The sequence below is a fragment of the Frankia sp. ACN1ag genome (assembly GCF_001414035.1).
Taxonomy (GTDB): Bacteria; Actinomycetota; Actinomycetes; order Frankiales; family Frankiaceae; genus Frankia; species Frankia torreyi.
Window position 1 is genome coordinate 151786 of the sequence record NZ_LJPA01000001.1, and the last position, 14847, is coordinate 166632.

Consider the following 14847-nt stretch of genomic DNA (forward strand, 5'->3'; position numbering starts at 1 on the left):
TGTGGAAAACAAGGACCACGAGGCCGAGGGTCCGCAGGTGCAGCAAGCACAGCCGACCCGCATCCTGTGGATAAACCGGGGCGGAAGAAAGTTCGTCGCGGACCGGTCCCGCAACGACGAACTCCCCCGGACCGAGGACCACCGCTGGGGTGGTTCGGCCGGGGGAGTTCGTCAGTCCGGGGCATCCGCGCCTCGCCGGCGAGGCGGCAATGCCGCCTCCCGAGGGCGGTGCCGCCGGTCCTATGCCTTCTTGACCTGAAGCTTCACCGACGCGGTCACCTCGGGGTGGAGGTGCACGGCGACCGTGTACGCCCCGAGGGACTTGATCGGCGTGGTCAGTTCGACGCGCCGACGGTCCAGCTCGGGACCGCCCGCCGCGGTGACAGCGTCGACCACGTCGGCCGCCGTCACCGAGCCGAACAGCCGGCCTTCCTTGCCGGCCCGGCCGATCAGCTCGACCTTGAGTCCGCCGAGCTGGCCGGCGATCTCCTGGGCATGGCCGAGGTCACGGACCGCCCGAGCCGAGCGGGCCCGCTTGATCTGCTCGACCTGGCGCTCCGCGCCCTTCGTCGCGAGGATCGCGTACTTGCGCGGCACCAGGTAGTTGCGCCCGTAGCCGTTGGCGACCTCGACGATGTCACCCGGGCTGCCGAGGCCGGGGACCTCCTGGGTCAGGATGAGCTTCATCCCGCCACCCCCTAGCGGGCCGAGGCGGTGTAGGGCAGCAGCGCCATCTCGCGGCTGTTCTTCACCGCCGTCGCCACGTCGCGCTGGTGCTGGCTGCAGTTGCCGCTCACCCTCCGGGCGCGAATCTTGCCCCGGTCCGAGATGTACTTGCGCAGCAGCGAGGTGTCCTTGAAGTCGATGTACTCGACCTTGTCCTTACAGAAGACGCAAACCTTCTTCTTGGGCTTGCGCACGGCCGCCTTGGCCACGGAAGTGCTCCTACCTCGTTGTGTCGACCGCGAGGACGACGAGCGCCCGCTCAAAACGGAGGCTCGTCTGAGTAGCCACCGGCCGGCTGCTGCGACCAGGGATCATCATTGGGGACTCCGCCGGCCGGCGCGCCGGAGGGGACGCTGGCGGGCGCGCCGTAGCCGCCACCGCCACCGCCGCTGTAGCCACCGCCACCGCCACCGCCACTGCCGCCACCGCGGGCGGCGCGGACGACCTTGGCGGTCGCGTAACGCAGACTGGGGCCGACTTCGTCGACCTCGAGTTCAATCACAGTGCGCTTCTCACCCTCGCGAGTCTCGAACGAGCGCTGCTTGAGCCGGCCCGTGACAATGACCCGGGCGCCCTTCTGCAGCGACTCGGCGACGTGCTCGGCGGCCTGACGCCAGATGGAACAGCGCAGGAACAGCGCCTCGCCGTCTTTCCACTCGTTGGTCTGGCGGTCCAGCGTGCGCGGCGTGGAGGCGATGGTGAAGCTCGCCACCGCGGCGCCGTTCGACGTGAACCGCAGCTCGGGGTCGCTGGTCAGGTTGCCAACGACGGTGATGATCGTCTCACCGGCCACGGGCGCCCTCCCGGATGTCGGCGGTCCGCGAAGGCGAGGAGATCGCCGTCGCCGCGGACCGGGTCATGCCGCCACCCGGCGGCTCTGGCGAGGCTTCTTCGGCTCGGGAAGCCGGATGACCTTCGTGCGGATGACCGACTCGTTCAGGACGAGCTGACGGTTGAGCTCGGCGACCACGTCCGGCTCCGCGTGCAGGTCGATCACCGCGTAGATACCTTCGTTGCTCTTCGCGATCTCGTAGGAGAGCCGGCGCCGACCCCAGATGTCGACCTTCTCGACCACACCGCCGCCCTGCCGGACGACGCCGAGGTACTGGTCGAGAGACGGCGCAACGGTGCGTTCCTCGAGATCCGATACGAGGATCACCATGAGTTCGTAGTGACGTGCCAAGGTTGAACCCACCTCCTGTGGACTCAGCGGCCACGGATTCTCCGTGGCAGGAGGAGCCGTGGAACGGATCTGCGTCGCCGCGGACGCGCGCGGCGGCGCGAATCCAGGAAGGATCGCCCACCGGCACATCCGGACGACCAGCAGTGCACTACGGCCGCTCACGGCAGGCTGATGATCCCGACGAGATCACCGGCTGACCAGCGAACAGACGCGTGCGCCGACGCACGGCGTGTCCCGACGAGCTTACTCGATCCTTTTCGGCATCCCGGGCGCCCCGACGACCAGGACTACACGCAGCCAGGCGGCCGCCACCCCGGCCAGGCAGACGAGATCAACCGAGACGAGCAACCCGCGCAGGTGCCGCGACGGAGCGGGATCCGCGATCGCCAGCCCGAGCACCGCGAGCGCGGCCAGGCCCGCGAGCCCGGCCGCCAGTCGGGCGTAGGAGCGCGGACCCATGCCCGCGGCGCCGTCCGAGCGACCGTCATCCGAGCTGCCGTCATCCGAGCTGCCGCCGTCCGGGCGGCCCTCACCGGAAGAAGCGTCCACGCCGGCCCCGAATCCGACGTCAGGCCGACCCGGCCGGGGATCCCCGGTATCCACCGCATCGCCCCTTTCGTCGCTTGGCCCCGACGCGGCGACACACGCGTCAACGACATCGTCGCGCATCCCCCGTCCGGAGGGTCGTACCGCCACACCGACATCCAACGCGTCGGGCGGGGTCAGTCGACCCACTGACCCTGGGTGAAGGCGATGACCAGCGCCGCCATCACGGGGACGCACAGAAACAGATACACCGGCGCGACCCGGGGGCTGCGCGCGGCGGCCCGCGCGAGCAGTAGGTAGAGCGGGAAGGCGACCAGAATTCCGCGGATCCCCGAGGCGTAGTAGTTCGTGCAGGCCATGATCGTGGTCATCACGCCGACGAAGGTTGCCTCCCCCCACCTCCGGCCGACCAGCAGGACGACCGTCAGCAGCACGCCGACGACCACCGCGAGCAGCTCCCCCCGCCAGAACCACACGAAGGTCGACGCCCCGTTGCCGTCGGTCGCCGACGCCCAGGTGGCCGCCCATCCGGACCAGGGCCAGTCGGTGCCGCGATGCCAGCCGTCGCGCATGGCGTCGGTATAGGCACTCCAGCCGCCGGTGTGCGCGCGCAGGTAGCCCAGGTAGGCGAGGACCGGGATCGGCGGAAGGGCCAACGACAGCGCCGGCCAGGCGAACACCGGCCGTCCCGCGGCACGCCGGCCGACGACGTACTGCACGGCGAGTGCCACGCCGAAGGCGATGCCGCTGATCCGCGTGCCCGCCGCCCCCGCGCCGAGCAGGCCGGCCAGCCACCAGCGCTGTCGGCGGGCGGCCAGCCAGGACGCCGTCGCGAACGCCAGGAACAGCCCCTCCGAATAGGCGGCGAACAGGAACACCGCGTACGGGAAGGAGATCAGGCTGACGACGGCGAACCTCGCGGCCGGGGCACCCACCTCGTCCGCGGCCAGTCGCCAGAGCGCGGCCGCGGTGACGGCGCCGGCGAGCAGGGAGACGACGAGACCGGCGGCGATCCAGTCCGGCACGACGAGATGGACGAGGCGGATAGCCAGCGGCAGGCCGGGAAAGTCGACCTCGGTGCGGTCCGAGTAGGCGGGGGAGAGATAGCCATACCGGGCGACCTTGGTGAACAGGCCGACGTCCCAGTGGTCCCAGAGGGTGCGCAGCCCGGGAGCGTCGCGAGCCGGACGCGAGGTCAGCGTCCTCGCCGCGGCGAGGGAGAGGAGCGCTACGGCGATCCGGCTGCCGAGCCAGAGCGGCAGCGTGGCCCGAACGGACTCCGGCAGACGGGACCAGCCCGAACGGGCGGTGCCGATGAGGCCGCGAGGGCCGGCGAGTTCGTCCACGCCGCCCCGGCTTCCCGATCCGTCCCGCTCCCTCTCATGGTCCCGCGTCCCCTGACCGGGCCGCTCCCCCTGACCGATCGGGTCCCCCTGACCGATCGGGTTCCCCTGACCGATCGGGTTCCCCTGACCGATCGGGTTCCCCTGAGCGGCCTCAGCCACCAGCGGATCCGCTGCCGTCGGGTTCCGCTCCGCCGACGGTGTCCGACCGGTTCTGCCGCGGCCGGAACAGCGCCCCCGGCTCCATCGGCGCGAGCTCCGGCCGCGGGGCGGACCCGGCTGGCGGCTCCGCTGCTGGTGACGCGGCGATGGCTGCCGGCTCCGGCTCCGGGGCGCCACGTGCCGGCCTCGTCGGCCGGCCGCGCCAGCCACCGCGTACGTCGGGCGCGTGATCCAGGACCCCTCCGGCCGGGTCGTCCACCGCGTCCGGGTCCAGCCCCGCCGCCGGCCGATCCACGGCGATTCGGTCGGCCGGGTCCAGCGACCCCCCGGTCCGCACCACATCCGTCCGCGGATGCAGGATCTCCCGCACCACGAACGCCGCCATGACGACCAGCACCAGGTCGCGCAGCGCCACCGCGCCCACGAACCAGCCCCGGTCGATCCCGTGCCGGCCCTGGGTGTCGTTGTAGATGAAATGCATGAAGCGGGTGAACAGGACCCACGCCTCGCATGCCTGCCAGAGCAGGAACAGCCGCCACCGCGGCCGGGCCAGCGCGACCAGGGGGAGCAGCCAGATCGTGTACTGAGGAGAGAAGACCTTGTTGCTCAACAGGAACGCGACGACCAGCAGGAACAGCACCTGGGGCAGCCGCGGCCGGCGCGGCGCGAACCAGGTGAGCAGCCCGATCGCGACGACCGCGACCACCAGGGTCGCGGCAGTGATGATGTTCAGTGTCCCGATGGGCAGGCCGTGCTCACGGATGCCCTGCAGGACCAGCGGAACGCCGATCGCGACGGTCCCCCACGCCGCTACCGACGAGGCGGCGACGAGGCGGCGGGTATCCGGGCGGTGCACGATGAGCGCCGCCGCCACCGCGAGGACGACGACCGCCATCACCACGCAGACCACCAGGTGCAGCGGGCCGAACCAGGCGGGGTCGTGACGGTCTGCGAGCCAGGTCGCGCCGAAGGCCACCGAGTCCCAGTCGGCGCCCCGGTCGGAGTTCAGGTCGATGAACCGGGCGAGACCGTTGCGTGCCCCGTCCGGGCCCCCGCCGAGCAGGCGCAGCCAGTCCCCGCCGCGCCAGAAGGTCGTCCAGATGCTGTCGCCGACCTTGTTGCTCTGCTCGTCGAAGTAGCCGGCGGACAGCCACAGCGGCACGATGACGACGATCACCGTCACGATCGCCGTGGTGACGGTCTTCGCCAGCTCCCGCAGCTTCCCGGCACGCAGGCAGAGGAAGCCCAGCCCGATCAGAAACAGCACCGGGTACAGCTTGGTGAGGATGCCCAGGCCGAGGAGCAGGCCGGCCAGCCGCGGTGCCCGTCTGGACCAGGCGAGCAGGCCACCGGCCGCGAACGCCACCGCGAGGATGTCCCAGTTCGTCAGCAGATGCAGGACGAGCGCGGGCGCCAGCGCGAACAGCGCCGCGTCCCAGACCCGCCGGGATCCGGCCGTCAACGCGGTGCAGGCCACCGCCACGCACACGGCGACCATGAACAGCAGCGCCGTGAGGTCGTAGAAGACAGCCGAGCGCCGGTCCATCGTGTAGTGGTCGAACACCCGACGGCCGCCCTCGTCCCGGTAGACCGCCTTAGGGCCGGAGGCGTGGCCCGCGGGCCAGGAGATGAGGGCCATCGCCGCGCCGATCAGCGGCGGGTACTCCGTCGGGTAGTCCAGATAGGGGATCTTCCCGTCGACCAGGCCCTCCTGGCTGTAGAGGGCGACGACGTCGGAGTAGCACAGCGCGCTGTACTGGTGCTCGTGCGTCCAGGTTCGGGTGTCCCGACAGCCGATCTTCTGCGTGTAGCCGAGCACGCTGGCCACGATGGCCAGGGCCATCAGCACGCGCAGCGGGGTCAGCCAGGTCCGCCGGTCCGCAAGGACCGCGTGTTCGCCCGGCGGCCCGCCGATGAGCTGGCTCGCGCCCGCCACGACCGGGTCCTCCCGGGCCGGGCTGACGCGGGCGGGAGACGCCGGTGTCGTGGCCATGCGGGCCATTGTGGTACACGGCCCGCTCGGGCCGGGGACCGCAGTTCCGGCAGGGGAGCAGTCACCCGGGGGTGGGGCCGGTGGACGGACCGCCGCCCGCCGCGGCGGACTCGGGATTGCGGGTTCGCATCTCGACGATGCCCCGATGTCCCGAACCCGCCGGCGCGGTCGGCCCACCGGTCACCCCAAAGGGTCTGTGAAGAGCCCCGGCGGTTTGGACGAACGGTTCGGGCGGTTCGCTCCGGGCTGCTGCTGTTGCTCCTGTTGCTGCGGCTGCTGCTGACCGCCGCCGTTTCCGCTGAACAGGCCGCCCAGCAGATCAGTGAGGCCCGACGTCGGCGCGGTGCTCGGGGTGTCCGTCGGCGTGGGCGTGGGTGCCGGCTCGTTGTCCTGGACCAGTCCACCGAACGCCGGCGGGTCGAACTTCGACTTGGGCACGCCCTGCAGGGCCGCGTCCATGAAGGCCTTCCAGATCCGGGCCGGATAGGTGCCGCCGTAGACACCCTTCTCCGCCCCGGGAATGCCCTTGAGTAGTTCCTTGTCGGTGCCGCCGCCGCGGAACATGTCGACGCAGGACGACACCTCCTTGGTGTAGCCGCAGAACCACGCGGAGCGGAAGTCCGTCGATGTGCCGGTCTTGCCGGCCGCCTCGCGCCCGCCGGCCAGTCTCGCCTTGGTGCCGGTGCCGGTGGGATCGGTGATGACGCTCTGCAGGGCGTAGGTGGCGTCGCGCGCCACGGTGGTCGGGATGACCTGCTTCGCCTCCGGGTTACCCGAGTAGATGACCTGCCCGGTGCCGTCCACCACCTTGTCGACCATGTGCGGCTTGGCCCGGACGNCGCCCGCGGCGAGGGTGGCGTACACCGAGGTCATGTCGATGGCGTGGACGGGGTCCTTGCCCAGCGTGATGCCGGCCTCGATCGGCAGCGCGGTGTTGTCCGGGATGCCGAGCAGGTGCGCCGTGCTGACGACGTTCTGCACGCCGATGTTCTGGCCGAGCGGCACGTAGACCGTGTTGATCGAGGCGGCGGTGGCCTCGATGAGGTCCTTGTAGCCGAGGTCGCCCGCCTCGCCCTCGTCGTTGCCGACCACGTAGTCGCCCGGAAGAGTGATCTTCGCGGGCGCGGCGAAGGTCGACTTCAGGTTGATGTTCTTCTGTAGCGCCGCGACCAGGGTGATCGTCTTGAAGGTGGAGGCGGACTGCACCTCCGCCTGGGAGACGTTGTCCTGGTACTGCTCGTGTCCCTGGGCGTCCTTGCCGTACAGCGACCCGCCGTACCAGGCGAGGATCCGCCCGGTGCCGGGTTCCACCGCGGACAGGCCGGTGCGCAGGTCCGGCACGGCGGCGTACGCCTGGCTGAGCACCCCGCTGACGGCCTGGAAAGCGGCGATCTGGCGGCCCTTGTCGATGGTCGTGGTGATCCGCAGACCGCCGCGGTTGATCTGGTCCTCGGTGATGCCGTGGGCCATCAGCTCGCGTTTGACCTGCTCACGAATGTAGGCAACCTGGTCGGAGGAGGCGGCCGCGTCCTCCGCCTTGGCCAGCGGCGGCGGCGGGGTCTCCTGCGCGAGGCCTGCCGGTGCCCAGCCCTTGGNGACCATAGTCGCCACGACGTCGTGCCAGCGGTTGGCGGCGGGGACCGGGTTCTTCGCCGGATCGAGATAGTTCGGCGAGCGGATCAACCCGGCGATCACCGCGCCCTGGCTCGCGGTCAGATTGGCCGCGCTCGTGTTGTAGTACGCCTTTGCCGCGGCCTCGATACCGTAGGCACCGCGGCCGAAGTAGATCGTGTTCAGGTAGAACTCCAGGATCTGGTCCTTGGAGTACTTACGGTCCAGCTTCACCGCGAGCACGATCTCCCGCATCTTGCGGCTGAACGTGCGCTCCTGGCTCAGATAGGCGTTCTTCGCGTACTGCTGGGTGATGGTCGAACCACCCTGCAGGTCGCCGCCGGTGACATTGACGTAGAGCGCCCGCGCGATACCCTTCGGCGAGATGCCGGGCTCGCTGTAGAAGTTCTTGTCCTCGGCCGCGAGCACCGCGTGCTGCATCTCCTTGGACACCTGGGCCAACGGCACGTCGGTGCGGTTCACCGTCCCGATGCGCGCAAGCTCGTCGCCGGTTCCCTGGTTCGTTCCGGCCGGCGGACCGTAGAAGATGATCGAGGTCTGGTCGGTCTTCACCTCGCCGGGCAGCGGCACCCGGGTCGCCGCGTAGACGACGGCGACGCCGGCGACGAACAGCAGGATCGACGAGAAGACCCCGGCGAGCACGAGCCGACGCAGCCAGCGTGGCCGCCGTCGCCACCACTTCGGGCCACGACGGCCCTCGCCCGGCCTGGGGGAACGACCCCCACCGCCCGGCCCCTCGGGTCCACCCGGTCCGTCCGGGCCTCCCATCGCCGCCCGCGACGAGCGCGCGGGAGCGCCCCGCCCCGGCCCGGTGCGCGCGGGCGTGGGACGGCGGGCGCCGGGCCGGGGCGGGCCGGTGCGGCCCTCGGCCGCCTCCAGCTCGCCGACCCGAAGCGCCATTCGCTCGGTCGCCTGGGTGGGCCGGTCACGGCGCCGCCCGGCGACCCGGCGCACCGGCGTCACCTCCGTCATGCCGGCACCGGCCGCCGCGTCTCGCCCGGCCTGCTCCGCCGTCACCTTGCGGTAGACGGTCGCGTCGGCGGTGCGTTCGCTGACGTCGACCCGGCGCAGGGCCGCCTGGTCGACGGTGTCGTAGATCGTGTTCACCTCCGCCGAGGTCCGCGGGGCGCCAGCGGCCCGATCGCGTCCGGTCGGCAGCGGTGGGCCGGACGGGCGGTCCAGGTCGGGCCCGCTCCGATCGCCCACTCCGGCCATACCGCCCGAGCGCCGGTCCGGCACGCCTCGTCCGCCGGTGCGCTCCCGCCCCCGCCCGCCGCGGACGGCGGGCTCGTCGCCGGCCAGCCGGTCGGCGCGGCGACGCGGATCGGTTCCGTTCCCGCCCACGGGCGGCTGATCGGGGCCGGTGCCACCCCTCGGGTCCACCACCGGGATGAACGGTCCGCCCGCGACCGCGCGGGTGGGACCCGCATCTCGGGTGGGACCCGCATCTCGGGGCCTCCCGGCATCCCGGAACGTCGCCGGATCACGGGGGGCTGCCGGAACGCGGCCGGGTGCGTCGGACGTTGTCTGCCGGCCCGCCGCGCGGGTCACGGGCCATTCGGATGCGCCGCCAGGCAGCGACCGCTCGGCAGCCGCCCGGTCGGGCGTTGCACGCTCCGGTCCCCGCCCGGGGGAGGCGACCCGCTCGGGGGAGACACTACGGGCGGCGGCGGCGCGGCCGGCCCGCTCGTCGGCGACCGGATCGGGGCCGGAGGGCACCCCACGACCCGCGGCCCGGGCGGCCGAGCCGTGGTCGGGTACCCAGCCGGCGGTGGGGATCGCCGCGGCGCCGGCACCCGGGCGCCGGTCGGGCTGCGCGGCCTCGGCGGGAGCCACCGCGCGAGGCGGCGGTCCCCCGGCACGCCCGCCGGGACCAGCCGACCCAGCCGACCCGGCCGACCCGGCAACTCCCGGCGGCCCGGCAACTCCCACTGGCCCGGAGGGTCCGGCAACTCCCGCTGGCCCGACGGGTCCGGCGGGCGGCACCAGGGCGGCGCGTCCGGCGGCGGACCGACCGGCCGCCGGCACCAGGGCGGTGCGCTCGCCGCGGGGGCGGTCGACCGGCGGCGGGCCGTCGTGGCCGGCCCGGGCAGGCGAGTCCGGCCGGCCAGGCTGGCCGGCTCGGGCGATCCGGTCGCGCCTAGCCCGATCGGGGGACGCGTCCTGAGGCTGGCCGGGTTCGGACCGCGTCGGGTCCGAATCCGGGCCGCCCCGGTAGGCGCCCCGGTCGTAGGGAGAGCTCACCAACCGCTCCATCCGTCGCTCTGGGACTCCCCGGTCGCCGATCCGCCACAGGGGACGGGCCGGCACCCCCGACCGCTACCGAAGGTCCGGCCCCCACCGGTCCGATCCCGCTGGAACCCGGCCGTGGTGTACGCCGGGGGCCACAGGCCCTGGGCGGGACTCGGCCGACCACGCAGGGCCGGGCCACTCGCCGGGCTCACACCGGCAAGGTCACGGAACGGGACCACTCGTGGTCGGCACCACGCCTGGACCCGCCGCGACACCCACATGGCAGACCAGGATCTCACGCCAGATTCCGCCCGCTCGCGCAGGGCGCCCGGACCGCGGTCGCGCCGGACGGCGCAGCGGTGCGGCGCGGCCGGGAAGGCAGAGAGGGCGGCAGGCGTGCACCGTCAGGTATCGGCGGCACGGCGGTGCTGACGCTTCGCCTTCGGCTCGCCGGTGCCGATCACGTAGGACGTGATCAGGTGGTTCCACCCGCACGGGCGGCATACCTCGACGACGTAGACCCGCAGCTCGCTGTACCTCGCCGCGAGCGCCGGGAGGTCCTTCGTCGCCCGCACGCGGCCGGAGCTCTCACCGAGCTCGTCGCCGTAGGTGTAGGTGACGTGGATGAGCGGATCGGCGCCGCGGCAGACCGGACAACGCTTGCTGGTCGGCTCGCCGTGGTACTTGGCCGCGCGCAGCAGATAGGGGTGCGCGTCACAGACGTCGAGCGAGGACACCCGACCCGCGAACAGATCCGCGAGCGTCGCCCGGCGGGCGAGCGCGTAGTCGATGACCGACCGCGACCGCATGTCTCAACGGTACGCCGCGGACGTGTTCCAGGCAGATGGTCCGGACAGATGGTCACCGAACGGACTGCCGTCCGCCGCCCGTGCAACGGCCAGGCCCGCACGCCCCAGCGCGGGCCCCACGGCCACTGTGAGCCGGATGACACTGTGACGCCGGCCCCACCCACAGCAAGGTCGCTCGGTGGGCTCCGCCAGCCCCGGCGCGGTCACGCGGGTGAGCGGGCCACGACTGGATCGGACGCCGATCACCCCTGCGAACAAGCAGTTCTCGGGTCAACCACCGGCTGCGGCGAGATCACCGGGGGACCGAGCGGCACCGGCCCCTGGTGGCAGCCGGCAGGGGCCGCGCCGCGACCGCGCCCAGAGGTGGAGGTGTCGTTCTGTCATCTCCTGGTCGCCGGATGGTCATTCCTGGTTGCGGCGCTCGTCCCGAGACGTCTATCCTCGATGTATCGCTTCGATATGTCGGAGCGACAGTATCGGGGGAACAGCACGAGCGAGGCACAGCAGGAAGCGCCGCGCAACGAGGCGGCAGGCCGGGCGGCGATCAGGCCCGCGGCCGGGGCACGGTCGAGGGAGGGCGGGTCATGCTGGAACTGGCGGTTCTCGCCCTGCTCTCCGAGAGCCCGATGCACGGCTACGAGCTGCGCAAGCGGCTGGCCGCGGTCCTCGGCGCGTTCCACCGGTTCAGCTACGGCTCGCTCTACCCCTGCCTGCGCCGCCTCGCGGACGCCGGGTACGTCACCGCGGACGACGTCAGCGCGACGACCCGGCTCGGCGGGCGCAGTCGGGTCGTCTACACGTTGACCGGCGAGGGCAAGGAGAAGCTCGCCGAGCTGCTCGGTGAGGGTGGCCCGTCCTCCTGGGAGGACGAGATGTTCGGCGTGCGGTTCGCCTTCTTCGCGAAGACGGACGCCGCCGTCCGCCTGCGCATCCTGGAGGGGCGCCGCGGCCGGCTCGAGGAGCGCCGGGAGAAGGTACGTTCGGCCCTGACCCGGACCGTCGAGCGGTTCGACACCTACACCCTCGAGCTGCAGCGTCATGGGCTCGAGTCGGTGGAACGCGAGGTCCGGTGGCTCAACGAGCTGATCGAGACGGAGCGNGCCAGCGCCCCGACCGGCTTCACGGAACCACAGTTGTCCACAGCGTCCACAGGGTTGTCCACAGCTCCATCCACAGGATCGGAGCCATCCACCGGACCGGAGCCGGGCACGCTCCCCCCTCCCGCTCGTGGCGGCGGGACGGACGCGGCACCTATCTCGACGGCACGCACGGCGGCAACGACGGCGACGCGCGCACCCGGAACAGGCACGCCCCGGCCGAGGCCGGCCCGGACCCCGACGGTGAGGTTCCGGCCGGCCGGTGAGTGGCACCGCGTAGCGGCGCCCGCACCCTGCCTTCGGCTGGCGGGCGGCGTCGTGGCGGAGCTGGATGCCCGATATTTCCACTTCCATAGAAATCGCAGCTAAGGAGTAGACCGTCATGGGTTCGGTACGTGTCGCCATTGTCGGCGTGGGCAACTGCGCCGCCTCTCTGGTCCAGGGGGTCGAGTACTACCGCGGCGCCGACCCGTCGGCGCAGGTCCCCGGGCTGATGCACGTGACGCTTGGCGACTACCACGTCTCCGACCTGACGTTCGTCGCCGCGTTCGACGTGGACGCCAAGAAGGTCGGCCGCGATCTCTCCGAGGCCATCGTCGCCAGCGAGAACAACACCATCAAGATCGCTGACGTGCCGCCGCTCGGCATCACCGTCTCCCGGGGTCACACCCTCGACGGCCTCGGCCGCTACTACCGCGAGACCATCGAGGAGTCGGACGAGGCGCCGGTCGACGTCGTGGCCGCCCTGCGGGAGGCCCGGGCCGACGTGCTCGTCTGCTACCTGCCCGTGGGTTCCGAGGACGCCGCGAAGTTCTACGCCCAGTGCGCGATCGACGCCGGGGTCGCCTTCATCAACTGCCTGCCGGTGTTCATCGCCGGGGTGCCCGAGTGGGCGGAGAAGTTCCGCGCCGCCGGCGTGCCGATCGTCGGCGACGACATCAAGTCGCAGGTGGGCGCCACCATCACCCACCGGGTGATGGCGAAGCTCTTCGAGGACCGCGGCGTCGTCCTCGACCGCACGATGCAGCTCAACGTCGGCGGCAACATGGACTTCAAGAACATGCTCGAGCGTGACCGGCTGGAGTCGAAGAAGATCTCCAAGACCCAGGCCGTGACCTCCCAGGTCTCCCACGACCTCGGCAAGGACAACGTGCACATCGGGCCGTCGGACTACGTGGCCTGGCTCGACGACCGCAAGTGGGCCTACGTCCGGCTGGAGGGTCGTGCGTTCGGCGACGTCCCGCTGAACCTGGAGTACAAGCTCGAGGTCTGGGACTCCCCCAACAGCGCCGGCGTGGTCATCGACGCGGTGCGCTGCGCCAAGATCGCCCTGGACCGGGGCGTCGGCGGGCCGATCCTGTCCGCCTCGTCGTACTTCATGAAGTCCCCGCCGGAGCAGTACCGCGACAACGAGGCCCGCGACAAGGTCGAGGCGTTCATCCGCAACGAGGGCTGAGCGAGGCCCGTCGGGGCCCCGGCGGGCCCGTCCACCCGGCCTGCACGCCCGCTTCCCCGGCCGGGGAGGCGGGCGCCGGGTTCGGTCGTCCGGAGGGGGCGGCCGAACCCGGTGACACCCCCCGGCCACGCCGCAAGCGGCCCGAGTGGGCCTGCGCAGGCCCACCGGTGACCTGAGGCGGGCCGGGTGGCCCTACGCTGACAGGCGTGGCATGGTCGGCGAACCTCCGCGAGCTGCTTGGCGGCCGCCGGTTCCGGATGCTGTACGCGGCCCGGCTCACCTCCCAGGCCGCCGACGGCGTCTTCCAGGCGACCCTCGTCAGCTACGTGCTGTTCTCCCCCGAGCGGGCGACGTCCGCGGGGGCGCTGGCCTCGTCGCTGGCGATCGTCGTGCTGCCCTTCAGCGTGATCGGCCCGTTCGCNGGCATCGTGCTGGACCGGACGTCCCGCCAGCGGGTGCTCGTGGTCAGCTCGCTCGTGCGGATGGTGCTCATGGCCATCCTGGTGGTCCTCATCGCCGCCGGGCGCACCGGCGTCGACTTCTACGCGGTGGCGCTCGCGTCGGTGAGCGTGAACCGCTTCGTCCTCGCGGCGCTGTCCGCCGGGCTGCCCGTCGTCGTCGACGTCGACCGCCTCGTCACCGCCAACGCCCTGTCGGTCACCTCCGGCACCGTCGCGACCCTGCTCGGCGCCGGTCTCGGCAGCGGGGTACGGGGCCTCGTCGGCGGCGACGACCGGACGGTGGCCCTCGTCGCGGGCCTGGCGGCGCTCGCCTACCTGCTGGCGATGATGACGGCGTCGCGCTCCGGCCGGGGCGACTTCGGTCCCGTGGTCGCCGTGCCCTGGCAGGGAGCCTGGCGGCAGGCCACCGAGGTCGTCGCCGACATGGTCGACGGTGCCCGCTACCTCGCCGGCCACGGCCCGGCCCGCCGGGCGCTCGCCGCGCTGACCAGCTCGCGGGCGGCCTACGGGCTGGTCCTCGTGATGACGGTGCTGCTGTACCGCAACTACTTCACCGGCAACGAGGGCGGGCTGACGGGTCTCGCCGCCGTCGTGACCGCCAGCGGGATCGGCACCGTCACCGCCGCCGTCGTGACCCCGCGGGTCACCCGGCGGATGCCGAAATCGAGCTGGATCACGCTGGTCCTGGTGTTCGGGGGCGTCGTCGAGGTGGTGCTCGGCCTGCCCTTCCAGGCTCCCCTGTTCATCGTCGCCGGCGCGCTGCTCGGGTTCTCCGCCCAGGCCAGCAAGATCTGTGTGGACACCATCGTCCAGGAGGAGACCGACGACGCCTACCGCGGCCGCGCCTTCTCGCTCTACGACCTGTTGTTCAACGTCGCCTTCGTGGCCGCGGCGGCGATCGCGGCCGTCGTCCTGCCCGACGACGGCCGCTCGGGCGCGGTGGTCATCGTCGCCGGGCTGGGCTACGCGCTGGCCGGGCTGGTGTACTACCGGGCCGCCCGCCGCCACCCCGAGGACCGGGTGATCCGCGGCGTGGGCGACGGGCCGCCACCGCACCCGGCCGTTCCCCCGCCCAGCGGTCCCGCCGAGCCGGTTGATCCGACCGATCCCGCCGGCCGGATCAACCCGATCATCTCCGCGGGGCCGGCCGAGAGTCGCGGCTGACCCGCCCCGATCGCCCCGATCGCCCCGGCTGCTCCGGCCGCCC

Annotated in this window: 11 protein-coding genes and 4 pseudogenes; 4 read left to right on the plus strand and 11 right to left on the minus strand. The window is 72.3% G+C overall.

Features of this window, described 5'->3' with window-relative positions:
• Positions 1 to 240 precede the first annotated feature (240 nt).
• From rplI to UK82_RS00725, 11 genes and pseudogenes are all read right to left on the minus strand, one after another.
• Complete coding sequence (gene rplI / locus UK82_RS00685) at positions 241 to 687, minus strand: 50S ribosomal protein L9 (RefSeq protein ID WP_044885636.1); 447 nt, start codon at positions 685 to 687, stop codon at positions 241 to 243.
• An 11-nt stretch (positions 688 to 698) separates the two neighbouring features.
• A complete protein-coding gene (gene rpsR / locus UK82_RS00690; protein WP_009741495.1) occupies positions 699 to 935 on the minus strand; it encodes a 30S ribosomal protein S18 in 237 nt (78 codons plus the stop codon).
• Between the two features lie 50 nt (positions 936 to 985).
• On the minus strand, positions 986 to 1519 hold the full coding sequence (locus tag UK82_RS00695) for a single-stranded DNA-binding protein (RefSeq protein WP_055406006.1): 534 nt from the start codon (positions 1517 to 1519) through the stop codon (positions 986 to 988).
• A 63-nt stretch (positions 1520 to 1582) separates the two neighbouring features.
• The gene (gene rpsF / locus UK82_RS00700) at positions 1583 to 1909 is read right to left on the minus strand and encodes a 30S ribosomal protein S6 (protein WP_255354222.1); all 327 of its coding nucleotides are present in this window, start codon (positions 1907 to 1909) and stop codon (positions 1583 to 1585) included.
• A gap of 243 nt (positions 1910 to 2152) precedes the next feature.
• Positions 2153 to 2458 (minus strand): hypothetical protein, encoded by a 306-nt coding sequence (locus UK82_RS00705; protein ID WP_236705315.1) that lies wholly within the window; start codon positions 2456 to 2458, stop codon positions 2153 to 2155.
• Positions 2459 to 2631: 173 nt separating this feature from the next.
• Positions 2632 to 3801 (minus strand): hypothetical protein, encoded by a 1170-nt coding sequence (locus UK82_RS00710; protein WP_044885640.1) that lies wholly within the window; start codon positions 3799 to 3801, stop codon positions 2632 to 2634.
• Between the two features lie 151 nt (positions 3802 to 3952).
• On the minus strand, positions 3953 to 5962 hold the full coding sequence (locus UK82_RS00715; RefSeq protein ID WP_044885641.1) for a glycosyltransferase 87 family protein: 2010 nt from the start codon (positions 5960 to 5962) through the stop codon (positions 3953 to 3955).
• Between the two features lie 171 nt (positions 5963 to 6133).
• Positions 6134 to 6791 (minus strand): penicillin-binding transpeptidase domain-containing protein (locus UK82_RS34745; RefSeq protein WP_255354223.1); only part of this gene is annotated, 658 nt, incomplete at its 5' end.
• 1 nt (position 6792) lies between these two features.
• Positions 6793 to 7423: pseudogene (locus UK82_RS34750) on the minus strand (penicillin-binding transpeptidase domain-containing protein); the annotation flags it as partial.
• Between the two features lie 126 nt (positions 7424 to 7549).
• Positions 7550 to 9841 (minus strand): annotated as a pseudogene (locus tag UK82_RS34755) (transglycosylase domain-containing protein); the annotation flags it as partial.
• A gap of 380 nt (positions 9842 to 10221) precedes the next feature.
• Entirely contained in the window at positions 10222 to 10626 is a 405-nt protein-coding gene (locus UK82_RS00725; protein ID WP_011607893.1) for a DUF5318 family protein, read from the minus strand.
• Between the two features lie 584 nt (positions 10627 to 11210).
• Here UK82_RS00725 and UK82_RS00730 point away from each other — a divergent pair.
• The 4 genes and pseudogenes from UK82_RS00730 to UK82_RS00740 form a co-directional block, all read left to right on the plus strand.
• Positions 11211 to 11725 (plus strand): PadR family transcriptional regulator (locus UK82_RS00730; RefSeq protein WP_236705316.1); only part of this gene is annotated, 515 nt, incomplete at its 3' end.
• Between the two features lie 380 nt (positions 11726 to 12105).
• Positions 12106 to 13179 carry an inositol-3-phosphate synthase gene (locus UK82_RS00735; RefSeq protein ID WP_044885644.1) on the plus strand — a complete coding sequence of 358 codons (1074 nt, stop codon included), beginning with the start codon at positions 12106 to 12108 and terminating at the stop codon, positions 13177 to 13179.
• Positions 13180 to 13385: 206 nt separating this feature from the next.
• Positions 13386 to 13600 (plus strand): annotated as a pseudogene (locus UK82_RS34765) (MFS transporter); the annotation flags it as partial.
• Between the two features lies 1 nt (position 13601).
• Positions 13602 to 14804, plus strand: a pseudogene (locus UK82_RS00740) (MFS transporter); the annotation flags it as partial.
• Positions 14805 to 14847: the final 43 nt, after the last annotated feature.